Raw genomic sequence first — 25,103 nt, forward strand, 5'->3', positions numbered from 1 at the left:
CCGGGTTTAACCAGAAAACCCGCGTTATCGTTGACGTCCATCGCGAGCAAGCTCGCTCCTACAGGGAGGGCGTTTTTTTATGCGAAGGACTTCAGCGTGCCGGCTTCTTGTTGTAGGTCGCGGCATGCAACCGCTCACTGATTTCGGCGGCAGCCGATTGCAGTTCCTTCAGCATGTTGGCCGGTGGCGGTACCGGAATCGCCGAGCTGGGACCGACAATGCCGATGGTGCCGACGATCACGTCGTTCTCGCGAAAGATCGGGCAGCACAGCGCATTGATACCCACCGTGATTTCGCCATCGGCGTCGTCATAAAGACGCTCGCGAATCAGCGCCAGACGCTGCGCCAGCGCTTCGGGATCGCACAGGGTCTTGTCAGTCAGGCGTGGCATCTTGCGTCGCATCACCCGTTGCTGGGTTGCCGCATCGGCGAACGCCAATACCGTGCGGCCTTGCGCCGAGCAGTAAGGCAACACCCGATTACCCGGCTTGACCGAAATACACACGTTGGCCTTGGATTCGACGCAGGAAACCACCAGTGCCGATTCATGCTGAGCCACCGCGAGCAGCGCACTTTGGCCAGTGTTATCACGAATCCGCGTCAGGTAAGGATCAGCCAGTGCACGCAGGTCAAATTGCTCGCTGGCCGCTTCGCCATAGGCGACCAGGCGTGAACCCAGCAGGTATTTTTCAGTGCTGGGGTCCTGTTCGAGAATGCCCAACTGCCGCATCGAGGCCAGATGGCGATAGGTGCGCGGCTTGGCGGTTTGCATCAACTGCGCCAGCTCGGTAACCCCCAGCGGGCGCCGGGCAGCGGTCAGCTCATCGAGCAGCCGGAAAACCATTTCGACCGACTCCAGTAAAACCGGTCCGGTGGCAGTCACCTCTTTGGGGTCTTTGTCTTCTGCTTTCACTGCTCACCTCTTTTTCCTGAACCTTGATAGCGACTTGCTGTGTTTCGCCATTCTTACCCATCGTATCGCTTAAAGAAACACCAAAAAAACCGGACGCCTGCACCCGGGCGACCTTTCTTTCCTCGGAAAGCGGTGGCCCGGGTGCAGGCGTCAAGCGTCAGTAGTGGATCAGCCGACCTGGCTGACGAACTTGGTGGTCAGATAAGCCTCCAACCCCTCACTGCCTCCCTCGCTGCCGTAACCGCTGTCCTTGATCCCGCCGAACGGGGTTTCGGGCGCAGCGATGCCGAAGTGATTGATCGACACCATGCCGCTTTGCAGCTCATCGGCCAGCAACGTAGCGCGTGAAATCGAGCGCGTGAAGGCAAACGCCGCCAGACCGAACGGCAAGGCATTGGCTTTGGCAATCACGTCCTCCAGGTCATCGAAGGCGATGATCGAGGCGATCGGACCAAAGGGTTCTTCGTGCATCACGCGAGCGTTGTCGGGTACGTCTGCCAGTACGGTGGGAGGAAAAAAGAAGCCCGGTTGCGCGGCGTTCTGCCCTCCGACCGCCAGGGTTGCCCCCACAGCCAATGCGTCATCGACATACGCCTGCATCGCCGCCACCCGCCGCGGATTGGCCAGCGGCCCCATTTGGCTGTCGGTGACGTCGCCAGCTCCGACTTTCAACGCGGCACTGGCCTTGCTGAATGCGTCGACGAACCGCTGGTAGATCCCGCGCTGGACAAAAAAACGCGTAGGCGATGCGCAGATCTGCCCGGCATTGCGGAACTTCAATCCGGCACCCAATGCCGCCACTGACTCGACGTCAACGTCATCGCAGACAATGAACGGCGCATGGCCGCCCAGTTCCAGCGTGCAGCGCTTGAGGTGTTGCCCTGCCAACGCGCCCAGTGCCCTGCCAACCGGTACTGAACCGGTGAAGGAAATCTTGCGGATGACCTCCGAGCGGATCAGGTAATCGGAGATCTCCGCCGGCACACCAAACACCAGGTTGAGTACGCCGGGCGGCACACCTGCATCCTGGAAGGCGCGGCACAACTCGATGCACGAAGACGGTGTTTCTTCCGGCCCTTTGGCGATGATCGAGCATCCGGCAGCCAAGGCCCCGGCAATCTTGCGAACCAGTTGGCTGACCGGAAAATTCCATGGGCTGAAGGCCGCCACCGGACCGACAGGCTCGCGCAACACGATCTGCCGCGCGCCGCGCATACGAGGTGGAATCACTCGACCATAGGCCCGTCGGCCCTCCTCGGCATACCAATCAATATGGTCACCGGCACCAAAGGCCTCCATGCGTGCTTCGGCCAGTGGCTTGCCTTGCTCCAGGGTGATCAGTTCAGCAATCGCGTCCGAGCGCTCACGCACCAGATCAGCCGCGCGACGAAGAATTTTCGAACGGTCGTAGGCCGAGATCTTGCGCCAGACCTCGAATCCCTTGGCGGCGGCAACCAGGGCCAGATCAAGGTCAGCGCGACTGGCAAACCCCAGGTCGGCGATGTGTTCGCCATTGGCGGGATTGAATACGGCGCCCCGTTGCTCATGACTGCCTCGGGACCAGTGACCGTCAATCAAGATGGATTCGATAACACGCATTGTGGATCCTCGCGGTGTTGGAGACGCTTCAATTGTGTTCTTTTGTACGAAACGTTGTTTTCCTGCAAGACACAATGCTATGGCCGGTTTTTCACCTCTGTCAAGTCATTCCCTGCTTGAAAAAGTTATGTCCACAGGTGTTGACGACTCCAAGTCAGCGGGAGTAGCTTTTATCTACAAGAGAAACATTGTTCTCTTCAAAGAAACCAAAATTACAATCAAGACAGACCTTCCCTGGTCTCGCAACCGAGGATTTTCACGATGAACCTGGCCCAGGCGCTGCTGCACAACTGGAATGACCTGCCTCGCGAAACTGTCCGCAAGGGCGTCGAGCGCGTCGGCTTCCGGGGTGATGACACGATCTGCGTGATGAACTGGCTGACACCGGGCATGGATGTGTTCCCCCACAGCCATACCTTTGAACAACTGGTGATCATTGTGCAGGGGCGCGTGCACTTTCATTTGGGCGATGAGGTGGTGGAAGGCGGGCCAGGCAGCATGTTGCGCATCCCGCCGCATGTGGTGCATTACGCCGAACCGTTGGGGGACGAGGTGGTGATGAACCTGGATGTGTTCTCGCCGTTGCGCGGCGACTACCAGCATCTGGTGGAGTATCAGGCCAACGAGTTCGGCTCTATCGACACCGCGAAGAACGGGTCATGAGCAGCCCAACCTTGAGGCAGCGTCTGCTGGCAGGTGAGCGCTTGCTGAGCAGCTTCATAAAGACGCCCGCCCACGCCTCGATTGAAATCGCCGGAATCGCCGGGCTCGATGCCGTGGTACTGGATGCCGAGCATGCCGGGTTCTCCGGCACTAGCCTCGACATCGGCCTGTTGGCCTGTCAGGCCGCCAATATTTGCGGGCTGGTCCGTGTGCCGGACAACCGTCCGGCTACTTTGCTTCAGGCGCTGGACCTCGGTGCCGGCGGACTGGTATTGCCCCACGTGACCAGCGCGGCGCAAGCCCATGAAATCGTTGCCGCAACCCGTTACCGGGAGGGTCATCGCGGTTTCTCCAACTCACCGCGCGCCGGCGGTTATGGCCTCATGCCGCTGGCCCGGCACATTGACTTCCACGATGGCCGTGCAGCGGTGATTTGCCAGATCGAAGATGCAGCCGCCCTCACGCAGCTGGATGACATCGCCAACATTGACGGTGTTGATTGCCTGTTCGTCGGCCGCGCCGACCTGGCGGTCTCGCTGCGCCACTTCGACCTCAATCACGAGGCGGTAGAACACGCCGTGATCCAGACCCTGCAGGCCGCTCGCCGAGCCGGCAAGGCCGCCGGCCTTTTCGTCGCGGACATCGGCGATGTCGAGCGTTACGCCGCCCACGGCGCGAGCTTTTTTATCGTCGGTTCCGATCAGGCCGTCCTGCGCAAGGGCTGGACCGAGCAAGTACAGCTTTTTCGCAACGCCTCGTCGCGCTGACACAAACACACTCAACAAGAACAACCACCCAAACAAGGTGCCCCTGATGAACGCCACAGCCCAAACCTCTTCCTCGGCAGATCGTGAAGCCCAAATTGACAGCCTGGTGCGCGGCGCGATCGACCTGCATTGCCACAGCGGCCCTTCGGTGATGCCGCGCTATTGCGACCATATCGAAGCCATGCAGGAAGCCTCCGCAGCCGGCCTGAAAGCCGTCCTGCTCAAGGATCACTACTATTCCTGCACGCCGGTCACGACACTGTTGAACAAGCACTTTTCCGAACTCAACGTGCAGATGCTGTCGGGTGTGCCACTCAACAACTCCGTGGGCGGCCTGAACATCCACGCGGTCGAGCACGGCCTGAAACTGGGCGCGAAGCTGGTATGGATGCCGACCTTCTCTTCGGCCAACCACATTGCCCACCATCATCAGGATGTGGCGTTCGTCGACAAGTTCCCGCAGACCACCCAGCGCATGCTGCAACCAATTCCGCTCACGGTGCTGGACGACGATGGAAAGCTGCGTGAAGAAGTCAAAGGCATCCTGGACCTGATCGCTGCCGAAGATGTCGTGCTTTCAGCCGGACATTTGAACATCAAGGAAATCTGGCCGCTGTTTGAAGAAGCGCGCAAGCGCGGGGTCAAGCGCCTGCTGGTCAATCATCCGACTTATGTGGTCGATGCCACCCTCGATGACATGCGCCAGCTCGCCCGTGAAGGCGTGTACATGGAACATTCGATGTGCATGTGGGTACCGGGTTCGAAGTTCAAATTCTACGACGGTGAATTCCTCGCGCAGGTCATCGAGGCAGGCACCGTGGACCTGACCATTCTCGGTTCGGACCTGGGCCAACAGGGTAACCCGACCATCGTCGACGGTTTCCGCAACGTGATCGGCACCGTACTCGACCTGGGTTACAGCGAAGACGATGTGCGCAAGATGACCTCGCTCAACGCCGCGCGCCTGATGAACATCTGATCCGGTCAATAATCGAGGCAATTGCATGAGCCGTCTGACGACACACGTCGGGTCATTGACCCTGAAGAATCCGGTGATCTGTGGTGCCGGCGAACAAACCATGACCAGCGCCGCCATCAAAAGGGCCCTTGATACCGGCGCTGGTGCGGTGGTTGCCAAATCCACCAACGAATCGCTGGCCGCCAAGCAGCAACTGGACAAAACCGACTATGCCCTGCTCGATGCCCAGTGGAACCGATTGCCATGGGATTTCAATCCGCCAGCCGACGCCAGTCTGTTCGGGCGTTCCGGGCTGGTCCAGCGTGACTTCGAGGGCTGGATCGAGGAGCTGGCGTTGCTGGATCGTCAGGCCAAAGGCCAGGACGCCTATGTCGTACCGAGCCTGATCCTCAGCGACCTCGAACAGTGCGCACGCTTTGCGCAACAGATCGAGCAAGCCGGTCTACGAGTACTGGAACTCAACATCGGCGCCCCCCATGGTGAAGAGGCCGCCAAGGGTGCCATCGTGCTGGAGCGCGGCACCGAGCGGATCGAGCAGATTGTTCGGCGGATTCGCCAGGCAACGAATCTGCCGCTATGGATCAAGCTGACCGGACAAAGTGAAAACGTTGTCGGCCTGGCCGAAGCCGCCCGGCGAGGCGGTGCCGACAGCGTGGTAATGATGGGCCGCTTCATGGGCTTTCTACCCGACCTGGAAACAGAGCGGCCATTGCTCGGCACGTCGGCGGCCATTGGAGGCAGTTGGGCCCTGCCACTGACCGCCCGCTGGTTGATGCTCACCCGCAAGAAGCTCGGACCGGACTTTCCCCTGATCGCCACCAATGGTGCACGCAACGGCCTGGATGTTGCGCGCTTCCTGTTGGCTGGCGCCTGTGCAACAGAAATGACCTCGTCCGTCTTCACCGGTGGCTACCCGGTGCTGGGGCGAGCCATCGACGAACTCGACCACTACCTGGCCAAACGCGGTCGTACCGCCAGCGAATTACTGGGACTGGCGGCAGATCACGTACAGACCTATCAGGAACAACCCAGCCGACAGGACTACTGGCAGGACTTTGCGCCTGATACCCACTGATCTGTAAACCGAATCGAGGACTGACAGCATGGGCAACATTGACGCGTGCACGCCGCGCTGGCGCTGGATTGAACCAGAGGTTGCCCGGCGGCTATCGGGCACAGTGACCACCGATCGAATCTGTCGGCGTGTGGCGCCCAAGGGGCGACTGTCCAGGCTGCGCCGCATCGGCCGCGAAATCGTCGAATCGTGGCAACTGATGCTGGTCTGAAAAACGCTCTACTGCACGCATCGACCGGCGTTGTCGTTTCGACAGTAACGCTACCAGTCGGCTGTACAAGGTTGCGAGCGACACCATCCCGGCCTATGGTCCAAGCGATGCATTGCCCGCGACCGGCGCGAAGACCCGGCGCGGATTGCTGTCCATCCAGTGCGGATCCACGCAAGGAGTGATGACATGCCCGACTATTCCCGTCCTGCCGTACTCGAACTGATTGGCAATACCCCGCTGGTACGTGTCAGCCGGTTCGATACCGGTCCCTGCACGCTGTTTCTCAAGCTCGAATCACAGAACCCCGGCGGCTCGATCAAGGACCGCATCGGTCTGGCCATGATCGACACCGCCGAACGTGATGGTCGCCTCAGGCCCGGCGGCACCATCGTCGAAGCCACCGCCGGCAACACCGGCCTCGGCCTGGCCCTGGTCGGCCGCGCCAAGGGTTACCGGGTGGTGCTGGTGGTGCCGGACAAGATGTCCACCGAGAAGGTCCTGCACCTCAAGGCCATGGGCGCCGAGGTGCACATCACCCGCTCCGATGTCGGCAAGGGCCATCCCGAGTACTACCAGGACGTCGCCGCGCGGCTGGCGGCGGAAATTCCCGATGCGTTCTTCGCCGACCAGTTCAACAACCCGGCCAACCCCCTGGCCCACGAATGCAGCACCGCGCCGGAGATCTGGGCGCAAACCCAGCATGATGTGGACGCCATCGTCGTCGGCGTCGGATCGGCCGGCACCCTCACCGGGCTGACCCGCTTTTTCAAACGCGTGCAGCCGGACCTGGAAATGGTCCTGGCCGACCCGGTCGGTTCGGTGATGGCCGAATACAGCCGCGGTGGCACCCTCCCCACCCCCGGTTCCTGGGCGGTGGAAGGCATCGGCGAAGACTTCATCCCGTCGATTGCCGACCTGTCCAGCGTGCGCCACGCCTATTCGATCAGCGACGAAGAAAGCTTCGACCATGCCCGCCAGTTGCTGCGCGCCGAAGGCATTCTCGGCGGCTCGTCGACCGGTACCTTGCTGGCGGCAGCGCTGCGTTACTGCCGCGAACAGACCCAGCCGAAACGGGTGGTGAGCTTTGTCTGCGACACCGGTACGCGTTACCTGTCGAAGGTCTACAACGACCAGTGGATGAACGATCAGGGCCTGCTGCAACGCAAGCACTACGGCGACCTGCGCGACCTGATCGCGCGGCGTTTCGAGGATGGACGGGTGATCAGCGTCGGCCCCGACGACACCCTGCTCACCGCGTTCCAGCGCATGCGCCTGGCGGACGTGTCGCAATTGCCGGTGCTGGTGAAGGGTCAGCAACTGGTCGGCGTGATCGACGAGTCCGACATCCTGCTGGGGGTGCATGAAGACGTTGCGCACTTCCGTAAAACCGTGGCCAGCGCCATGACCGACAAACTGCAGACCCTGTCCCCCGCTGCCACCCTGGCGGAACTGGAGGCAGAGCTGGGCCGTGGGCTGGTGGCGATCATCCAGGATGCCTCGGGCTTTCACGGCCTGATTACCCGAACCGACATGCTCAACCATTTGCGGAGATCCCTGCCATGAGTCACCAGGACAAAAACGCCCCGCCTCAGGGCTTCGCCACCCGGGTGATCCATGCCGGGCAAACGCCGGACCCATCCACCGGGGCCTTGATGCCGCCGATCTACGCCAACTCCACCTACCTGCAACAGAGCCCCGGGGTGCACAAGGGCCTCGACTACGGGCGCTCGCACAACCCGACGCGCTGGGCGCTGGAGCGCTGCGTGGCCGACCTCGAAGGCGGCACCCGGGGCTTTGCCTTCGCCTCGGGCCTGGCGACCATTTCCACGGTGCTCGAACTGCTCGACGCCGGTTCGCACGTCGTCTCCGGCAACGACCTGTACGGCGGCACCTTCCGCCTGTTCGACAAGGTGCGCCAGCGCAGCGCCGGGCACCGCTTCAGCTTCGTCGACCTGACCGACCTGGCGGCGTTCGAGGCGTCCCTGCAGGACGACACCCGCATGGTCATGGTCGAGACCCCGAGCAATCCGCTGCTGCGCCTCACCGACCTCGCCGCCATCGCCCGCACCTGCCGCGCGCGCGGCATCATCTGCGTGGCCGACAACACCTTCGCCAGCCCGTGGATCCAGCGCCCGCTGGAACTGGGTTTCGACATCGTGCTGCACTCGACCACCAAATACCTCAACGGCCACTCCGACGTGATCGGCGGCATCGCCGTGGTCGGGCAGAACGCCGAACTGGCCGAGCGCCTGGGCTTCCTGCAAAACGCCGTGGGGGCCATCGCCGGGCCGTTCGACGCCTTCCTCACCCTGCGCGGGGTGAAGACCCTGGCCCTGCGCATGGAACGGCACTGCAGCAACGCACTGGAACTGGCGCAGTGGCTGGAGCGTCAGCCGCAAGTCTCACGGGTCTACTACCCCGGCCTGCCCTCGCACCCGCAGCACGAACTGGCCCAGCGGCAAATGCGTGGTTTCGGCGGGATGATCTCCCTCGACCTCAACAGCGACCTGGCCGGCGCCAAACGCTTCCTCGAAAACGTACAGATCTTCGCCCTGGCCGAGAGCCTGGGCGGCGTGGAAAGCCTGATCGAACACCCGGCGATCATGACCCACGCCACCATCCCGCCCGATACCCGGGCAGAGTTGGGGATTGGCGATGGGTTGGTGCGATTGTCGGTGGGGGTTGAGGACGTCGAGGACTTGCGCGCGGATCTGGCGCAGGCGTTGGCGCGGATGTAAAGGTCAAAAGATCGCAGCCTGCGGCAGCTCCTACAGGGGAATGCGTACCCTGTAGGAGCTGCCGCAGGCTGCGATCTTTTGACCCTCCCTACAATCGCCCCATTTTTATTCCAATGCACACCCTCTGTAGGAGCTGCCGCAGGCTGCGATCTTTTGCCTTTGGTCTCTCACCCAAGACTCCCTATAATCGCGCCGTTTTCGTCTACCCTCACGAAGCGTCGTGCAGCAATCAGCTTGTGCGGGGCGCATCGACATTTTTCCGCTATTGAACCGGAGAACTTCCATGCTCAAACGTACCCTGGCTATGGCCGTCGGCCTGACCCTGTCCCTTTCCACCCTGCTGGCACAGGCTGCCGAGACCCTCAAGGTCAGCGCCATTCCCGACGAAGCCCCCACCGAATTGCTGCGCAAGTTCAAGCCACTGGGCGAATACCTCGAGAAGCAACTGGGCATGAAGGTCGAGTTCGTACCGGTGTCCGACTACCCGGCCGTGGTCGAGGCGCTGGCCACCGACCGTATCGACATGGCCTGGCTGGGCGGTTTCACCTTCGTGCAGGCGCGCTTGAAAACCGGCAATGCCATTCCCTTGGTACAGCGTGAGCAGGATGCCCAGTTCACCAGCAAATTCATCACCGCCGATCCAGCGGTCAAATCCCTGGCCGACCTCAAGGGCAAATCGTTCGCCTTCGGCTCGGTCTCGTCGACGTCCGGCAGCCTGATGCCGCGTTATTTCATGCTGCAGGACGGCATCAAACCGGAAACCTATTTCAGCCGCGTCGGTTACTCCGGCGCCCACGACGCCACGGTCGCCTGGGTTCAGGCGGGCAAAGTGGATGCCGGCGTACTCAACGCCAGCGTCTGGGAAAAACTGGTCAAGGCCGGCAAGGTCGACACCGACAAGGTCAAGGTCTTCGCCACCACGCCGGCCTACTTCGACTACAACTGGACCGTGCGCGGCACCCTCGACCCGGCCCTGGCCGAGAAAATCAAGGTCGCCTTCCTCGCGCTCGACCCGGCCAACCCGGAACAAAAGGCGATCCTCGACCTGCAGGCCGCCAGCCGCTTCATCGAAACCAAGCCTGAGAACTACAAGGGCATCGAGGAAGCCGCGCGCGCTGCCGACCTGCTGAAATGACCTTGCATCTGAACCGGGTCAGCCTCACCCACGACACGGGCGTGCGGGCGCTGCATGAGGTCGACCTGCACATCGGCGCCGGTGAACAGGTGGCGATCATCGGCCCGTCCGGCGCCGGCAAGTCGAGCCTGCTGAACCTGCTGGCCACCGCCCTGCGCCCCGGCAGCGGCACGGTCGAGGTGCTCGGCGAGCAAGCCTGGCAGCTCGGCGCCCGACAGCGCCAACGCCTGCGCGCGCGCATCGGCTTGGTGCATCAAGCGCCGCCGCTGCCACCGCGCCAGCGCGTGGTCACGGCGGTGCTGGCCGGCAAACTGGGGCAGTGGGGTTTTGCCAAAAGCCTGCTGAGCCTGCTGCATCCGGTGGATGTGCCCGGCGCACGCGCGGCCCTGGTTAAACTCGATCTGGGCGACAAGCTGTTCGCCCAGTGCCAGCAATTGTCCGGTGGCCAACTGCAGCGCGTGGGCATTGCCCGCGTGCTGTATCAGGCCCCCGACGTGCTGCTGGCCGATGAGCCGGTATCGGCGATGGACCCGGTGCTGGCCGGGCACACCCTGTCGATCCTCTGCCGCCACGCCCGGGAACACAAGGTGACCCTGGTCGCCAGCCTGCATGCGGTGGAGCTGGCGCTGAGCAACTTCTCTCGCATCATCGGTTTGCGCGACGGCCAGATTCTCTTCGATCTTCCCTCTGCCGACGTCGACCACGACTTGCTCGACCGGCTCTACGCCAACGAGCAACTGCAATCCCCGCCCGCTCCGGTGGCGCCCTTGAGCCTGCAGATTCCCCGATGCTGACGCGCGATACACGAGACCCGGCCACCCTGCCCCGCCTGCTGCTCAGCCTGTTGGCGCTTGCCCTGCTGTGGCCCGGCATCCACTTCAGCGAACTGGACCTGGGCGTGCTGCTCAAGGCCGACAGCCAGAGTGAAATGGGCCGTTTCGTTTCGGCCTTCTGGCCGCCGGCCCATGGCGAAGAGTTCCTCCAGTTGCTGTGGCAAGCCACCTTGCAGACCCTGGCCATCGCCACCGCCGGCATGGCCCTGGCCTTGCTGCTGGCCGTGCCCGCCAGCCTGCTCGCCAGCCGCGCCCTGTCGCTGTCGGCCGCTTCGCGCGGTGGCCGCCCGAGCGTCCTGGGCCGGTTGTTGCGCTGGCCGGTGCGCGGGTTGCTGATCTTCCTGCGCAGCGTGCCGGAAATCGTCTGGGCCCTGCTGTTCGTGCGCGCCGTCGGCCTTGGCCCGACCGCCGGGGTGCTGGCCATCGCCATCACCTACAGCGGCATGCTGGGCAAGGTCTACGCGGAAATCTTCGAGTCGGTCGACCAGCGCCCCGCCCACTCACTGCTGCAAGCCGGCAGTGGCCGGTTGGCAGCGTTCTGCTACGGCATCCTGCCCAATGTTGCGGCGGAACTGCTGTCGTACACCGTGTACCGCTGGGAATGCGCGATCCGCGCGTCCGTGGTGATGGGCTTCGTCGGCGCCGGCGGACTGGGCCAGCAGATCGACCTGTCGCTGCGCATGTTCGCCGGCGGTGAAGTGGCGAGCATGCTGCTGACCTTCTTCGTCCTGGTGCTGTTCGCCGACCAGATAAGCCGCCTGCTGCGCTGGAGGTTTGCATGAATCGCCTGATCAACCTGCTGCTGATCCTGGGCATCGGCACCGCGGTCGTCGCCTCGATCCGCTATCTGGGCATCGACCTCGGCGAACTGACGGGCAGCGGAAACCTCAAGCAGATGGGCGCCTACGTGCTGCGCTTTCTCAGCCCGGACCTGAGCGCCGGCCACCTGCAAGCCATCGGCCGTGGCGCCGTGGAAACCATGGCGATGTCCGCCCTCGGCACCCTGCTCGCGGCAGTGTTTGGCCTGCTGTTGGCGCTGCCGGCGGCCGGACGCTTCGGCTGGCTGCTGCAGAGCGCGTCGCGACTTGTGCTCAATGGCCTGCGCGCCATTCCCGAACTGGTGTGGGCCGCGCTGATGGTACTGGCCGCCGGCCTCGGCCCGAACGCCGGCACCCTGGCACTGGCCATGCACACCACCGGCGTACTCGGCCGCCTGTTCGCCGAAGCACTGGAAAACACCCCGCCGCAACCGGCCGAAGCCATTCGATTGCAGGGCGGTAACGTGGTCTGGGCGTTCTGCTACGGCACCCTGCCCAACCTGTTTCCGCAACTGTTGGCGTACATTTTGTACCGCTGGGAGAACAACATTCGCATGGCCAGCGTGCTGGGGTTTGTCGGGGCTGGGGGGTTGGGGCAGATGCTTTATGTGAGCCTTAGCCTGTTTCAGGAGGCTCAGGCTAGTACGGTGATTTTGGCGATGTTGGTGCTGGTGTTTGCGGTTGATGGGTTGAGTAGTTGGAGTCGGCAGCGGTGGGTTAAGGCTTGATGGGGGATTGGGTGGGTTTGCTCATACGATTGCATTTGAGATGAGCAGGCGTTTGTATGGTGTTGGCTACTGCGCTATATGGGCATAACTGGCAGAAAACGGCTGTGGATTCAACCGGTCGTGGCAGGCAGAAATCGGCCAATAGCAGACCTTCGATGTGTCTGGGAAACCCAAGGCGATTCATTGCGGGTGATTTCGATGCAGCATGGACTAAGCTAAATTAGCAGCCTGGGTCAAAATCGCATCAGCGCCAACAACCTAGACTCTCTAGCTTGCTGGAGCATAAGGCCACTAGCAGCAGCCAGTGATCGCCGTTATCCTGACTTCCATATTTTTCGCGCCACGGGACGGATGAATTCGCCCCGCTCTAGCAGGGATGCATAATGGAACTCAGGCTAGTATTCGCCGCAGCAATCTTCCTGGGCTCCTACCTTCCGCTCAGCATCATCCTGTTGGTTCAGGACTTGAAGGTCGACCTCTTCAGTAGGCCTTTTTGCTCAACGCTTTGGCAGATGTCGTCGGAGTGCGAGCTCCCTTTCAACAATTCTGGCCTTTCGATTGGATTTGCACTCTGCTGCCTAGCTTGCTTTTTAACCACCGTCTTTGTGATCTGGTGTAAGCAAGAGCCTCAGAGCATTACTATCATTGAGTCAAAACAAATTCCAACCGACCTGATCAACTACGTAGTGCCCTACATCGTCTCGTTCATGAGCCTTGAATACTCACAATTGACCAAAGTGTTGGGCTTTACGCTATTCATGATGTGGATCTTTTGGCTGTCCTACAAAACAGGTCAAGTCGTCCTTAATCCAATTCTGATTATCCTGGGTTGGAAGCTTTACGAGATCAAATACACGTACCAGAACAGCCCAACTGAGCGCGTAGATAAAGCCTTGGCCAAAACTGAGTTCAAGCCCGCCGCCAACGCCACCATCGACGTCGAATTCATTCAAGAAGTCATAGTAAAAAGGGATTAGCCATGGCAGTGCTGCAGGATCTACACGATTTTGATCTCGAACAAGCAACGGTCAATTTCTGGATATTCAGGCGATACACAAAAGGCACGCCACCAGAGCCCAAATACACGGGTAAATGGGTAAGCCTGGATAACGAGCTCAAACTGGCATTGAAGTCGACGGCAGCGGCCTTCAAAGCGGCGCTCACTGAAACGCTTGAATACGGGTTGCTCGCTGAAAACAATCAATCGAGCGCGCTCACAATTCCGCAGGACGAAACCCATGCAGCCAAGTTCGTCGCAGAGTCGCATGACCAGACTCCAGCCAAGCGAGTCTCCGAAATGGAAGAGCTGGCCAACGCCGAATTCTACGTGGTGAAATTCTCCAGTGCTCAGGGCAATCTGTACTGCGTGCGCAAGACGGATTCCACATGGAAGACCAAGAAGCGAGCTGGTGCCATTCACACCTTTTTCAAATCCAAAACGCTGAAACTTGGTAAGCGTCCGGCAAAGGCATCTGGCCCGAAGTCGGAAATGGCGCAACAACTGATAGCTTCCTTTAACCATCGCCACTTCTAGGGGGATGTTACGCGCGCAAGATGATGGGGCCGTAGTGACAGGACCACCCTCAAAAACAATGGTGATCCGTATAATTACATTAGACGGGGATTTAAGAGGTTTCAGGTACAGCAGGGACTATCGCTTGCGGCCGGCTTCCGTCGCAATTTTTCATAAGTTCGGATCAGTTTTGCGAGTTTTGCTACCAAATGCGGAGCGACAACTCCCGAGTGAATTTGGAAGGGGCAGAATGGGGTGCGCTACGGGGATATATAGGGATAATTAGGGTGTGATGGGGTGTTACGGGGATTATTAGGGAAAATAGGGGGTTATCAGGGGGCGCTATCTCCAGGGTAACTACCGTTCCCGCGGATTAAATGGGGGGAAATGGGGTGTTTGAGAGGGGGATACAGGGAGGCTAGGGGATTTATAGGGTGTTTAGGGGCGCTAAAGGGCGGTACGTGGCGTAGATCTACCCCATTGCAACCAATGCTACGAAAAACCATGTTTTGTGGATGATTTTGGGACTATGCGCCGGAATATTCATAAACGCTCCACGACGCGACCTGATGTAATTACACCGGTTGCCACCGATGTGGTAACAACGCCTCAATCTCACTCGCTCGCTGCGCGGGCAGCCGCGTCAGAACATCCTTCAGATAGGCGTACGGATCATGTCCATTTAGCCGTGCTGACTGGATCAAGCTCATGATTGCAGCCGCACGTTTGCCGCTGCGTAGTGACCCGGCGAACAGCCAGTTCGAGCGCCCAAGTGCCCATGGCCGGATTTGATTTTCACACCAATTATTGTCTATGGGCACGGCGCCATCCTCGAGATATCGGATCAACGCGACCCAGCGTTTGAGGCTGTAATCCAGGGCTTTGGCGATGGCCGACCCTTCGGGTACGAGTTCGCGCTGGGCAATCATCCAGGCGTGTAGCGCCTCGATTATCGGAGCCGCTTTTTCCTGCCGTATTCGGTGCCGCATGTCCGGTTCTAGGTCTTTTACTTCACGCTCTATTTCGTAAAGTGCGGCGATGTAATGCAGCGCTTTTTCGGCGACTTGGCTCTTGTTGGTCGCGTGAAGGTCGAAGAACTTGCGGCGAGCATGGGCCATGCAGCCGATCTCCGTGACGCCCAGATCAAAGCTCGCCTTGTAACCGGCGAAGTCGTCGCAGACCAGCTTGCCGTGCCAGTTGTTCAGGAAGGTTCGGGCGTGTTCGCCGGCGCGGCTCGGGCTGAAGTCGTAAACGACTGCCGCCAAGTCGGCGAACTGGCTGGTTGCGTAGGCCCAAACGTAGGCTCGGTGGGTCTTCTTGGCGCCCGGCGTCAGCATCTGTACCGGCGTTTCATCGGCGTGGATCACGCCATGCTCGAGCACTGCTACGCGCAGCGCATCCACCAGTGGCTGTAGCTGCACGCCGCAGGCGCCAACCCATTGCGCCAAGGTCGAACGGGCGATCGCCAGACCAGCTCGGCCGAAAATTTTCTCTTGTCGATACAGCGGCAGATGGTCAGCAAACTTGGCCACCATAACGTGGGCCAGCAGGCCTGCCGTAGGGATGCCTTTGTCGATGACATGCGCCGGTACCGGTGCCTGGATCAACGTCTCGCACTGCTCACAGGCCCATTTCCCACGGATATGGCGTTCGACGGTAAACACGCCGGGGGTGTAGTCGAGCTTTTCGCTGGCATCTTCACCGATGCGCTTGAGGGCGCAGCCGCATTGGCAATGGCTGTTGTCCGGTTCGTGGTGGATCAGCGTACGAGGAAACTGCGCTGGCAGCGGCGCACGCTTGGGTTGCTGACGCACTTTGGCCGCAGTCGGCGTTGATTGCAGTGCCTCAAGTTCAGCTTCGATAGCCGCGATGTCGGTGTCGATCAGGTCATCGAGCAAGCTAGCTTGAGCAGGACTTAGTTGTTCGCTGCGCTTGGCAAACTTGAAGCGCTTGAGCAGCGCGATCTCATGGGTCAGTTTCTCGTTGACTGTTTTGTGATGGTGGATTTGTTTGTCCATCGTCTCGACGCGCTGCATCAACTGCGCGGCCAGAGCACGCAGTTGTTCAGGGTTCAGTTGGTCGAGATTCGGGGCGGAAGTCATGCCGCTGATTTTGCCAGAGCAGGCATTAGGCGACGATAGGTTGATCGGACAATTGTGCTGGCGAGCTGGCCATGACAGAACTTAAAGCACAGTGATGACGCCGCCGGCACCGACTCTTTGCCACGGTAATCCGAGTATCAGGGCCTGAAGTTGCTCGGCGTCTAATTCAAGCTCTGAACCGTGTCGGACACCCGGCCAGAAAAAGCGCCCCTGGTGCAATCGACGTGCTGCCAGCCAGATGCCGACGCCGTCATGCACCAGCACTTTCATCCGATTGGCGCGGCGGTTGGCGAAGAGATAAGCACAGTGCGGCTTCGCCGCACCGAACACGGCCACTACCCGTGCAAGCGCGGTGTCGGTGCCCGCGCGCATGTCCATCGGCTCGGTGGCGAGCCAGATGGAATCGATGCGGATCATCAGATTAATCCCCGGACGAATCGGGCACATCCCTCGGGATCGTTGACGGGCCAGTTCACCACGAGGCTCCCATGCTCGCTTGGCACGTCGATTCTGATCGATGGCTCGGGACGATCATGAACGCAGGGTTCTAGTTTCAAAGGGATAAAAGCGGGCAGGTTTTTACTGTCCGCGTCGCGATAAAGCGGAATCCATTTACGCACGAGATTGGCATTGATCCCGTGGCTCAGCGCGACGCTTGCGATGGACGCACCAGCGTGCAGACATTCCTGAACGACTTGGGCTTTGAAAGGTTTGGGGTAAGAGTGTCGTTGGCGCATGGCGATCCGCTTAATAAGGCTAAAAATGGTGTCCACTTAAATAGGTGTCCACCATCGCCCTAAGCGTTGGGATCAGAAAGGTGTGTTGGCCGGACGCTTACGAAACTTGATGAGGCGCCCAGCTTCCACATCGCGAAGGACTTCGACATGGCGGTGCTGGAAGACACCATATTCATCAAACACAAACCCAGCTTTGAATCGATATTGAGCCACAAGGCAGCCCACCAGGAAGACTTTACTCAGCTCCTAGCTCAGGCTGATTTCCAAGCGCTTTTCACCACTACCGACGCGGTGAGCGCCTACGTTGGGACAAATGCCATGCAGCTTCGCAGGGCGTCGGCCATCAAGATGAAGGGCCATTATCTGGACGCAAGATTCATGGGTAATCTGCGACGCGAGCACGCTAATTTTGGCCTAAACATCCCCTTCCAAGCTGACGGAAAAATCGCGCCTACGCCAGAAAGCTGCCCTGATATTTTCAAAGCACTACTGGATCACCGGCTGAAATCTCACTTCTCTGAAAAGATCTATGACGTTCAGAACACCGCTGAGACAGGGATTTGAGTGTTGATAAGGGAGGGCCACATGTCCTCCTTTTGATAATTACCCTATGCCCGGACGGCAAAACTCCTCAAGCCTCGGACCCAAAGCCCTCTTGACGTAGATCAGTTCACTTTCAGAGGAGCAGGCAAGCAGTTGCACAATCCGGAATCGCCCCGCTCATGATGACAAGGATGACTACATACGAGGACGCGGGAGAAATGGGTTCGTGGTGCAGCCCAAGCTCAGTCCGGTAATACCTTCCAGGCAGCCTGATCCCGATCACAGCGGCCGAAAAAGGTGAATTGCCCTCGGTTTTCCAGACACATCCAAGGTCTGCAATTGGCCGAATTTGGTCGCTCGTGTACGGCAGCATAACGGACGTTCAGCATCATTAGTCTTATGGTCTGTCCTCGATTGTTATGTAGTCCTGGTGAACGTCCTTTTTTTGACAAGGGTGATCCGTAGTTAAGCGCCCTAAATTTGAATATCATGCTCAAATCCATTGAAACTGCTGACGCTAATTTGAGGGGATGAATGCCCCCAAATAGGAGAAATTTATGAGCATCGCTGGTATCCGTTCCAATCGAGGTGACATTTACCAGACGTTGGTGGCATTTGATTGGGCATTGACAGTATTATCCGATCAAGACTTTCAATGGCTCGAAATAGATTCGATCAGCTATTCCGTAGATGATGTGGTAGTAGGCAAAACTGACGGCACTCTGATTGCGTGCCAGTGCAAAAAAAATCAAACCGATTTCAAATCTTGGTCGATAAGCGATCTTGCAGATGAGTTGGGCAAAGCCTCCTGCTTGCTGGAAGATAATCCGAACGTCAATGTTCGTTTCTATTCAAGAAACAACTTTGGCCCTCTTGCAAAATTAAGAGAGCACAGTTCTACCCAGCATAACGAAGCGAGCTACCTAGCAAGTCTAGGCCAAGAGCACCAAGCAGTAGATAAAAGTTTTTCGGCGCTACTTGCTAAATTCTCCTCCAATCTTTCCACCTATAAATTCCTGTGCCGAACGAACTTTATTACCAGTGATGACCTAGATCGTATGGTGGAACTGCTCCGCGAACGCTTACGCAACATGGTGAGCAATACTGACGCTGCATTCGCGGCACTTTGGGCTAGCCTCGACCAACTCGGCGCGCGCACAGGGGGCGATAGCACAACTACAGCCTCGCACCACCGATTAACTAAAAGCGACCTGAAGACTATTCTTCAAAAGGCGGGAGCAACACTAGTTCCGCCAATGAATCTTGCTGAGGTACGTCTTTCTTTTTTCAGTACATCTGCCATTGGCAGATCGTGGCGAAGGGATATTGCGGGAAAACGTATTTCCAACCCAACCCTGGATGAGCTACTTGTATCCATTGATGATAAAAAAAAATCCATCTTGCTGACGGGCCTTCCGGGATCGGGTAAAACGTGCGTGATGCTTGCGTTACAAGAAACATTGGAGAAGCGGGCCGAGAGCAATTCTGACATCGTGCCACTCTTTATCCAGTCCCGCGAATTCGCCGACCTGGCTACATCGGAAGATCGTCTAGCCCAAGGCCTTTCTGAGCAATGGGTCGAAAAAGCTGCTCGATTGGCTGAAAACGCTCAAGTGATTGTAGTAATTGACTCTTTGGATGTGCTCTCCATCGCCCGCGATCATCGCGTTCTTCAATATTTTCTTGCGCAGATAGACCGCCTGCTATTGATTCCTAATATTACTGTCGTTACTGCCTGCCGTGACTTCGACAGGCAGTACGACCGGCGAATTTCGGAACGACAATGGGATTGCGAATTGAAGTGCCAACCGATGGACTGGGAGGCCGACATTGCACCATTACTTGATACGCTAGGGATTGCGACAGCAACTATTGATGGCGCCACTCGCGTACTGATAAGAAATCCACGCGAACTAGCATTGTTTGTTGAACTGGCCCAACGAGGCGGTAGCTTCAACGTTGTGACTAGCCAAGCACTGGCACAACGTTATCTCGATACGATCGTGCGAGCCGACAACGCTTTGGGAGATGCGGCAATACAAGCAATTGAAACAATTGCCTCGGAAATGCTGAAATTAAGAAGCTTGGCGGTGCCGCATCAGCGCTTTTCAGCCTCTCAAGACATTCAGCGGAAACTGTGTAGCTTAAACGTGCTGCGAGAAACCCAGGATGGAAAGCTGACATTCGGACATCAAACCCTATTGGATGTATTGGTGATAAGCGGAGCCGTGCGAACTGGCGTTACTTTGAATAAATTCATACATGGCTTGCCGCCAGTACCCTTTGTACGCCCCAGCATCCGCAGTTTTGTCGCACAGTTGGCACTAGGTGAGCGTCGCGAATTTAGAAAACAACTTAGGTCCGTCTTGACTGGTAGCGCGGCCTTCCACATCAGACGCCTAGTAGCGGAGTCATTTGCCGAGCAGATGCCCCAGGAAGAAGACTGGCCATTGCTACGTGATTTGCGGGAAAAACACCGTGATATTTTTCAGGTGATCTATGCCTTGGCTAGTGCGATTGAGTGGCATCGTTTCTGGCTCAAACATCTGGTTCCAACTCTGAAGTCTGCCCAGGATTCCGACGGATTGATTGGGCATGCTTATCGCATTGCTCAATGGAGCAATGAAGATTGTGCGGGCGTGTTGTCATTCTGGATGGATGCGCTTTCACTAGGCTGGCTTGATAGGAATGAAATTGCTGACCGACTCGGAATCCACCTGTCTGAAATCAAATTAGAAAATATGGCACTGGTTGTTCCATTGCTTGAGCGGCTGATCAATATGCCGCTAACTGAGCACAGCGTTCTTGGCCGGGTCATCGCTAGATGCGTGGAGGCAGGTGTAGTGGAAGATGCCCTGCTCTGGCAGTATATCTCAGGTGACATTAACGACGAGGATTTACTTAAATTCAGACTCAATAACAAGTTACGTTGCCAAAAACATGAATTCGGGGGGCGGGATGAAAAATTTATAGGTAATCGTATGTTGCAATCCATTGCCTTGCTGGATTTAGCAATAGAGTCAATCGAGCACTGGAGCAATGTTCGCGCCTTACGCTATGGTACTCGCGTAGGCTACAGAAATGGTTTTTTGAACGAGAGCTCATACGAAAATTTGCATAGCCAAAGAGATACAGTTCACTCGAGCAGCATGAATGTTCTACTTGATGCAGTTGAGGCAGCTATTCTGCAGCAAGCCAAAAACAACTCAGACTGGTGGCAAAAAAACCAAGAGCGTCTTTGTTTTAATCATGAAGGAGCGTTGCTGTATTTCGCCATACTCGCCTGCACTGCCTCGCCTGCGGCGAATATTGAAATAGTAGCCCGTATGTTGTGTGATACAAGGATGTTGGAATTTGAATTATCTTACGAACTTGGTTCGCTAATACAGTCGGCATTCAATCTTTTGGCCGCGCCAGTGCAAGATGCAGTCATAACGAGCATTTTAACTATTTGGAACGAAGAGGTTACCGAGGAATCCACACTCTGGGTATTGAGAGCGCAAGCGGAACTGATTTTGCCGATTCCTTGCTACCTGCGCTCCCCCGAAGTGCAAGCGGTGGTGGATTCATATGAGGAAAAAGCAGGAGTACTGGTTCGTCAGCCGAAAATCCGTTCGGCTGGCGGTATGGTAAGCGCACCATTCTCATTTGAAATATTTTTAGGTGCGAGCGATAGTGGGGTATTGAAATTATTAGCGCACTACAACGGATACTCGAATTGGCATATGGCTGACTTTCTTATGGGGGGCGAGCGGGAGGTTGGCTCGCAATTGCGAGAGGCCTCATCTCGGAACCCCTCCCGATTCTTGGGCTTTTTGTCTATTCACTGGTTAGTAATTCCAAAAAATTTTCGTGATGACATTATGGATGGGGTAGCTACATATCTAGCTTATCGTTATGGAAATTTACGTCCCAACGATGCATGGCAATCGGCCGAAGAGCCTCAGGTCTCGCTCTTGGTATGCCGAATTTTTGATGAGCTAGAGCTTCATTCAGCCGAATGGCAACACAAACGCTCCACGGCCAAAGCACTTGAAGCCTGTGCAAACGTCATACAGGATACTCGAGAGGCATCGCGGCTCATATATTTGGCCGAAGACTTTGTGGGACTTCAAGAAGCTGATCCAGTCGAGGGGGATGGTGTAGATTTAATAGATCTAGGAATCAATATGGCAAAGGGAGAAGTTTCTGACGCCTTGATGATCTTGGCTAATAATTTTCTAAAGCGCGGTATTGAGTTTCCTGAATTGTTAGCACCCATATTGCGCCGCTTTGCGAGTGACGAACACCCTGCTATCCGTGCCATGATCTTACGTCGCTTACCGTATTTGCAAATCACTTATTTCGATCTAGGATGGGAGTTGTTCGATCTCGCCATACAAGATGGAGGTGGACTTTGGCAAGTCGCCGAACCGTGTCTTTATTATTCTTACCACAATCATTTTGAAGTAGTAAGACCTCTGCTAGCGCGTCTTCGCAACAAGGGAAGCGGCAAAGACCTAGAAACATGGGGACGTATTTCGGCTTTAGCTACCATGACTCAGCACATCAACTTTGCTGAATTCCTAGGAGACTTGAACGCTCTGAATAACACAGACGCTTGGCGTGGTGCAGCAACCGTGTGGACAAACCATGGAAATATTCGGCAGAATCGAGAACAGTGTCTTACCGGTATAAAGTCAGGTTTAAACACAGGCGGCACTCGTGCCCTAGACGTTGCCGAGCAGATGACTCAAATATTCAACGATGAAGCTGATGCGATTTCGGTTCCAATAGAACTAATTGATTGCTGTTTTTCAGTATTTGAAAATGATGAAGGTAGCGAAAATAGACATCATCGTCTCTTCGGATTTCATGAATGGCTTAACGCGATTGTACAAAATGATCCAGAACAAGCTTTGTACGCAACCGAACGCTATCTAGCTTATGTCCGTCATGAAAAACGACATTTATTTGATCATAAAAATAGTCTTACCCAGCTTATGACCCGGCTCTTTGCGGAAGCAGAAGAACGAGAAGAATCTGACTGTGGCGCGATGCTGCAGCGCGTTGTGGGAATACAAGACACTTTACTTTCACTTGGAGTCAACGGCGTAGTCGATTGGCTGAAGGCTGCCGAACGACCGTGATTGGTAGCATGCAGTCGAAACTGATCTTTACATGCCATGTTGTACAGGACGGAGATGCCTACCTGGGTGGGTGTCATAGCCCACCAGATGTACTCATTTCGCTCGCCCTCAACTCCCAATTTAGACTTGGATTTCTACTCAGCAAAAAGTGGTCAGCAAAAGAGGACAGATTAATTTTTCATCATGAGCGGCTGCCTTTAGCGAGTAGCGGTCCTTGGTCGAACGTCCGTATATGGACTCCTCCTCGTTGCAAGCCTCCTTCGCTTTGGCGCCCGTGCCGACTGCACACGTATATTCGACCTCTTACTGCGGCATCGTTTTGATGCAGGGCCATGATGGGCTATTCGCGCGTCAGCTCCCAATCGCTTTTACGTGCTTTACGCACCTGGACGTTAAAGGGTTTTGCCGACGCCGGTTCGACCGGTTTGCCATTGCTCGGGTTGCTTCGCAATCGTGGTGTGTGGGGCTTCTCCCGGGATGAATGGATCAGGCCGCTGCCCGACCCGGTTGGTAATCAGTGCCATTGCGCAGCATCGCCCAAGCCATGCGTGCAGTTTTGTTGGCCAGTGCGATGGCGGCCACGTTGGGATGTGAGCGCTCGGCTAAACGGACAGCCCACTGGCTGAGTCGATCGTCTTTGGATTTGGCTGTGCGCAGTGCCGACCGCGCACCGTGGATCATCAGCGTTCGCAGATAAGCATCCCCACGTTTGCTGATGCCAAGCAGTCGATCCTTGCCGCCAGAGCTGTGTTGCTTTGGCGTCAGCCCTAGCGAGGCGGCCAGTTGTCGGCCGTTAGCAAACTGACTGGCATCACCGATGGCAGCAACTAGCGCAGTGGCAATCATCGGGCCGACGCCACGCAGTTGTTGCAAACGGACGGCCGATGGCTCACTTGCCGCGATCGCAGATATCTCGCCATCGAGTTCGCTCACGCGCTCATCAAGTGCGCGCAGGTCATCCCACAAGCCATTCAGCAGACGACGAAAGCGTGCCGTCAAACCGTTATCTGCATCTTCTAGCCAGCACGGTATTGCGCGACGCAGCATCAGTAATTCCTTCGGCGCAACGAGACCGTACTCGGCGATCAGCCCACGAATCTGATTGGCTTTGGCCGTCCGCTGCTCGATTAAGCCGGCCCGGATGCGATGCGTCGCCTGGATATCCTGTTGTTCGATGGTCTTGACGGCGACGAAGCGCATGCTGGGGCGGCTCATCGCTTCGCAGATTGCCTCGGCATCGTTGGCGTCGTTCTTGTTGCTCTTGACGTACGGTTTGACGAACTGCGGCGCGATCAGCCTCACCCGAAATCCGCGTGCTTGTAGTTGCCGCGCCCAATGGTGCGCACCACCGCAACTTTCCATGCCGATCTCACAGCCGGGTTCGATCTTCTCCAGCACCGTTTGCAGCCAGCGATCGCGAGGCAGACGCTGCCGCCAGACTGGCTGCTCATGACGATCCACGCCGTGGATCTGAAACACGTTCTTGGCCAAGTCGACCCCAATGCGCATAAGCTTCATGTGTGGACTCCTTCTCACGGTTGACTGCGGTTCGCACCTTCAGTCTGGCACTCAAGATGCCGAGGTGAGGAGGAGTCCATCCCATTGCTATTGGCCGTTCTCTGCCGGTCATGGTTACAAAGCCTGCTGGTTAAATCCGATGCAACCGGTGGCCTAGTGGGCTGCAATTCCGCACCTGACGACCATTCCACTACTGCCCGCGCAAAAAACCCTTCCTGCGCGTCAACACAGGAAGGGTTTTTTGTTAGCGGCTGATCACTCTTTAGCCTGGCTCAACTTGGTAAACAACTCAGTCGGTACTTTCTTGCCATTGGAGGTGTACTGATTGGTGCGGAACTTGTACACCTCACCCTCGGACAGGAAGCCGTCGCCATTGGCGTCCATCGCCTTGAATTCCTCTGTGCCCTTAGGTGCCACGGCCAGCAGTTCCTTGAGCGACACGCGGCCGTCGTGGTCGGCGTCGGTGCGGGCGAAAGACGCATCGCCGCACTTGCCTTCACCGCACTTGCCTTCGGCCTGGGTCTTTTGGGCGCTGGCTTCGCCGGCACCGCACTTGCCTTCGCCACACTTGCCTTCGCTGGTCTTCTCGGCGGAGGCCAGTTGATAGCCCTGAGGCAGGGCTTCGGCGGAAAACGCCGAGGATGCGAAGTTGATACCGCCGACCAGTGCTACAGCGATCAGGCCAATACGGGTTTTGTTCGACTGGATACGAGACATGTTGATACTCCGGATCAATGGCGTGGCGGGACCACTATTGGTCGTACCACAAGGGTTGATGAACCTGGTTGCGAGGTGCGTTGTGCTTCTCGCTTTGGCAGGTCTATTTGGCCCCAGTGGTGTATCCGGGCTGTATCCGTGATGAGTGGGTTTTGTAGGGTTGTAGTCGGATTTCGTGCGCTGATACACAGCGATACACGAAAGCAGGTCTTCAGTTGGCTGGGGATGTTTTTTGCTCGCGAGGGGATCGCTCGACATTGCCCACGAGCGCTTGTTTAAAAAGGTTGTAGGTTGTTTCCGGCGGGCTACAAGACCTTGCGTCGTTGCCTACGGGTACGCCAGAATCCGCCGGCTTGTGCGCCTTGCCCCTGGTCTCTATCGTTTC

22 protein-coding genes are annotated in these 25,103 nt (G+C 57.5%); 15 read left to right on the plus strand and 7 right to left on the minus strand.

Going from position 1 to position 25,103, the window contains the following annotated elements; all coding sequences use genetic code 11:
* Positions 1 to 91 precede the first annotated feature (91 nt).
* Complete coding sequence (locus tag CD175_RS02855) at positions 92 to 913, minus strand: IclR family transcriptional regulator (RefSeq protein ID WP_104447584.1); 822 nt, start codon at positions 911 to 913, stop codon at positions 92 to 94.
* A 168-nt stretch (positions 914 to 1,081) separates the two neighbouring features.
* Positions 1,082 to 2,512, minus strand: coding sequence for an NAD-dependent succinate-semialdehyde dehydrogenase (locus tag CD175_RS02860; protein WP_104447585.1), 1,431 nt, complete (start codon positions 2,510 to 2,512; stop codon positions 1,082 to 1,084).
* A 261-nt stretch (positions 2,513 to 2,773) separates the two neighbouring features.
* On the opposite strand from CD175_RS02860, the gene CD175_RS02865 reads away from it, so the two are divergent.
* From CD175_RS02865 to CD175_RS02925, 13 genes are all read left to right on the plus strand, one after another.
* Positions 2,774 to 3,175: a cupin domain-containing protein gene (locus CD175_RS02865; RefSeq protein WP_104447586.1), complete on the plus strand. Its 402-nt coding sequence runs from the start codon at positions 2,774 to 2,776 to the stop codon at positions 3,173 to 3,175.
* The gene (locus CD175_RS02870) at positions 3,172 to 3,942 is read left to right on the plus strand and encodes an HpcH/HpaI aldolase family protein (protein WP_104447587.1); all 771 of its coding nucleotides are present in this window, start codon (positions 3,172 to 3,174) and stop codon (positions 3,940 to 3,942) included. Before CD175_RS02865 ends, CD175_RS02870 begins: the two co-directional genes overlap by 4 nt.
* 46 nt (positions 3,943 to 3,988) lie before the next feature.
* The gene (locus CD175_RS02875) at positions 3,989 to 4,921 is read left to right on the plus strand and encodes a DUF6282 family protein (protein WP_104447588.1); all 933 of its coding nucleotides are present in this window, start codon (positions 3,989 to 3,991) and stop codon (positions 4,919 to 4,921) included.
* 25 nt (positions 4,922 to 4,946) lie between these two features.
* Positions 4,947 to 5,996 carry a beta/alpha barrel domain-containing protein gene (locus tag CD175_RS02880; protein WP_104447589.1) on the plus strand — a complete coding sequence of 350 codons (1,050 nt, stop codon included), beginning with the start codon at positions 4,947 to 4,949 and terminating at the stop codon, positions 5,994 to 5,996.
* Positions 5,997 to 6,024: 28 nt separating this feature from the next.
* Complete coding sequence (locus CD175_RS02885; protein ID WP_104447590.1) at positions 6,025 to 6,207, plus strand: hypothetical protein; 183 nt, start codon at positions 6,025 to 6,027, stop codon at positions 6,205 to 6,207.
* Positions 6,208 to 6,393: 186 nt separating this feature from the next.
* Entirely contained in the window at positions 6,394 to 7,770 is a 1,377-nt protein-coding gene (locus CD175_RS02890; RefSeq protein ID WP_007976080.1) for a pyridoxal-phosphate dependent enzyme, read from the plus strand.
* Positions 7,767 to 8,945, plus strand: a complete 1,179-nt coding sequence (locus CD175_RS02895; protein WP_104447591.1) for a trans-sulfuration enzyme family protein — start codon at positions 7,767 to 7,769, stop codon at positions 8,943 to 8,945. Before CD175_RS02890 ends, CD175_RS02895 begins: the two co-directional genes overlap by 4 nt.
* A gap of 283 nt (positions 8,946 to 9,228) precedes the next feature.
* On the plus strand, positions 9,229 to 10,080 hold the full coding sequence (locus tag CD175_RS02900) for a putative selenate ABC transporter substrate-binding protein (protein ID WP_008046909.1): 852 nt from the start codon (positions 9,229 to 9,231) through the stop codon (positions 10,078 to 10,080).
* Positions 10,077 to 10,874, plus strand: coding sequence for a phosphonate ABC transporter ATP-binding protein (locus tag CD175_RS02905; protein ID WP_104447592.1), 798 nt, complete (start codon positions 10,077 to 10,079; stop codon positions 10,872 to 10,874). Before CD175_RS02900 ends, CD175_RS02905 begins: the two co-directional genes overlap by 4 nt.
* Positions 10,868 to 11,695, plus strand: coding sequence for a PhnE/PtxC family ABC transporter permease (locus tag CD175_RS02910; RefSeq protein ID WP_104447593.1), 828 nt, complete (start codon positions 10,868 to 10,870; stop codon positions 11,693 to 11,695). The genes CD175_RS02905 and CD175_RS02910 overlap by 7 nt, the downstream gene beginning before the upstream one ends.
* Positions 11,692 to 12,459, plus strand: coding sequence for a phosphonate ABC transporter, permease protein PhnE (phnE, locus tag CD175_RS02915; protein WP_104447594.1), 768 nt, complete (start codon positions 11,692 to 11,694; stop codon positions 12,457 to 12,459). The genes CD175_RS02910 and phnE overlap by 4 nt, the downstream gene beginning before the upstream one ends.
* Positions 12,460 to 12,842: 383 nt before the next feature.
* The gene (locus CD175_RS02920) at positions 12,843 to 13,436 is read left to right on the plus strand and encodes a KwaA family protein (RefSeq protein ID WP_104447595.1); all 594 of its coding nucleotides are present in this window, start codon (positions 12,843 to 12,845) and stop codon (positions 13,434 to 13,436) included.
* Positions 13,437 to 13,438: 2 nt separating this feature from the next.
* Positions 13,439 to 13,993: a hypothetical protein gene (locus CD175_RS02925; protein WP_104447596.1), complete on the plus strand. Its 555-nt coding sequence runs from the start codon at positions 13,439 to 13,441 to the stop codon at positions 13,991 to 13,993.
* Between the two features lie 554 nt (positions 13,994 to 14,547).
* On the opposite strand, the gene tnpC is transcribed toward CD175_RS02925, so the two are convergent.
* From tnpC to tnpA, 3 genes are all read right to left on the minus strand, one after another.
* Entirely contained in the window at positions 14,548 to 16,074 is a 1,527-nt protein-coding gene (gene tnpC / locus CD175_RS02930; RefSeq protein WP_102599745.1) for an IS66 family transposase, read from the minus strand.
* A gap of 81 nt (positions 16,075 to 16,155) precedes the next feature.
* Positions 16,156 to 16,491, minus strand: a complete 336-nt coding sequence (gene tnpB, locus CD175_RS31535) for an IS66 family insertion sequence element accessory protein TnpB (RefSeq protein WP_034149241.1) — start codon at positions 16,489 to 16,491, stop codon at positions 16,156 to 16,158.
* The gene (tnpA, locus tag CD175_RS02940; protein ID WP_240628883.1) at positions 16,491 to 16,847 is read right to left on the minus strand and encodes an IS66-like element accessory protein TnpA; all 357 of its coding nucleotides are present in this window, start codon (positions 16,845 to 16,847) and stop codon (positions 16,491 to 16,493) included. The genes tnpB and tnpA overlap by 1 nt, the downstream gene beginning before the upstream one ends.
* 30 nt (positions 16,848 to 16,877) lie before the next feature.
* Here tnpA and CD175_RS02945 point away from each other — a divergent pair, with 30 nt between their 5' ends.
* Together CD175_RS02945 and CD175_RS02950 are read left to right on the plus strand one after the other, a co-directional pair.
* Positions 16,878 to 17,375, plus strand: coding sequence for a Kiwa anti-phage protein KwaB-like domain-containing protein (locus CD175_RS02945; RefSeq protein ID WP_104447597.1), 498 nt, complete (start codon positions 16,878 to 16,880; stop codon positions 17,373 to 17,375).
* A 536-nt stretch (positions 17,376 to 17,911) separates the two neighbouring features.
* Entirely contained in the window at positions 17,912 to 22,483 is a 4,572-nt protein-coding gene (locus CD175_RS02950; protein WP_104447598.1) for an AAA family ATPase, read from the plus strand.
* Between the two features lie 486 nt (positions 22,484 to 22,969).
* Here the strand turns inward: CD175_RS02950 and CD175_RS02955 are convergent, their stop codons facing one another.
* Together CD175_RS02955 and CD175_RS02960 are read right to left on the minus strand one after the other, a co-directional pair.
* A complete protein-coding gene (locus CD175_RS02955) occupies positions 22,970 to 24,001 on the minus strand; it encodes an IS110 family RNA-guided transposase (RefSeq protein WP_104447599.1) in 1,032 nt (343 codons plus the stop codon).
* Positions 24,002 to 24,256: 255 nt separating this feature from the next.
* Positions 24,257 to 24,718 (minus strand): HvfA family oxazolone/thioamide-modified RiPP metallophore, encoded by a 462-nt coding sequence (locus CD175_RS02960; protein ID WP_104447600.1) that lies wholly within the window; start codon positions 24,716 to 24,718, stop codon positions 24,257 to 24,259.
* Positions 24,719 to 25,103 lie beyond the last annotated feature (385 nt).

Source organism: Pseudomonas laurylsulfatiphila, from assembly GCF_002934665.1.
In the GTDB taxonomy this organism is placed as follows: Bacteria; Pseudomonadota; Gammaproteobacteria; order Pseudomonadales; family Pseudomonadaceae; genus Aquipseudomonas; species Aquipseudomonas laurylsulfatiphila.

What these genes read in the sequence shown, in the direction of transcription:
- CD175_RS02860 (WP_104447585.1), bottom strand. Translation starts at nt 2,512, where the DNA reads ATGCGTGTTATCGAATCCATCTTGATTGACGGTCACTGGTCCCGAGGC.
- CD175_RS02865 (WP_104447586.1), top strand. Translation starts at nt 2,774, where the DNA reads ATGAACCTGGCCCAGGCGCTGCTGCACAACTGGAATGACCTGCCTCGC.
- CD175_RS02870 (WP_104447587.1), top strand. Translation starts at nt 3,172, where the DNA reads ATGAGCAGCCCAACCTTGAGGCAGCGTCTGCTGGCAGGTGAGCGCTTG.
- CD175_RS02875 (WP_104447588.1), top strand. Translation starts at nt 3,989, where the DNA reads ATGAACGCCACAGCCCAAACCTCTTCCTCGGCAGATCGTGAAGCCCAA.
- CD175_RS02880 (WP_104447589.1), top strand. Translation starts at nt 4,947, where the DNA reads ATGAGCCGTCTGACGACACACGTCGGGTCATTGACCCTGAAGAATCCG.
- CD175_RS02885 (WP_104447590.1), top strand. Translation starts at nt 6,025, where the DNA reads ATGGGCAACATTGACGCGTGCACGCCGCGCTGGCGCTGGATTGAACCA.
- CD175_RS02890 (WP_007976080.1), top strand. Translation starts at nt 6,394, where the DNA reads ATGCCCGACTATTCCCGTCCTGCCGTACTCGAACTGATTGGCAATACC.
- CD175_RS02895 (WP_104447591.1), top strand. Translation starts at nt 7,767, where the DNA reads ATGAGTCACCAGGACAAAAACGCCCCGCCTCAGGGCTTCGCCACCCGG.
- CD175_RS02900 (WP_008046909.1), top strand. Translation starts at nt 9,229, where the DNA reads ATGCTCAAACGTACCCTGGCTATGGCCGTCGGCCTGACCCTGTCCCTT.
- CD175_RS02905 (WP_104447592.1), top strand. Translation starts at nt 10,077, where the DNA reads ATGACCTTGCATCTGAACCGGGTCAGCCTCACCCACGACACGGGCGTG.
- CD175_RS02910 (WP_104447593.1), top strand. Translation starts at nt 10,868, where the DNA reads ATGCTGACGCGCGATACACGAGACCCGGCCACCCTGCCCCGCCTGCTG.
- phnE (WP_104447594.1), top strand. Translation starts at nt 11,692, where the DNA reads ATGAATCGCCTGATCAACCTGCTGCTGATCCTGGGCATCGGCACCGCG.
- CD175_RS02920 (WP_104447595.1), top strand. Translation starts at nt 12,843, where the DNA reads ATGGAACTCAGGCTAGTATTCGCCGCAGCAATCTTCCTGGGCTCCTAC.
- CD175_RS02925 (WP_104447596.1), top strand. Translation starts at nt 13,439, where the DNA reads ATGGCAGTGCTGCAGGATCTACACGATTTTGATCTCGAACAAGCAACG.
- tnpC (WP_102599745.1), bottom strand. Translation starts at nt 16,074, where the DNA reads ATGACTTCCGCCCCGAATCTCGACCAACTGAACCCTGAACAACTGCGT.
- tnpB (WP_034149241.1), bottom strand. Translation starts at nt 16,491, where the DNA reads ATGATCCGCATCGATTCCATCTGGCTCGCCACCGAGCCGATGGACATG.
- CD175_RS02950 (WP_104447598.1), top strand. Translation starts at nt 17,912, where the DNA reads ATGAGCATCGCTGGTATCCGTTCCAATCGAGGTGACATTTACCAGACG.
- CD175_RS02955 (WP_104447599.1), bottom strand. Translation starts at nt 24,001, where the DNA reads ATGAAGCTTATGCGCATTGGGGTCGACTTGGCCAAGAACGTGTTTCAG.
- CD175_RS02960 (WP_104447600.1), bottom strand. Translation starts at nt 24,718, where the DNA reads ATGTCTCGTATCCAGTCGAACAAAACCCGTATTGGCCTGATCGCTGTA.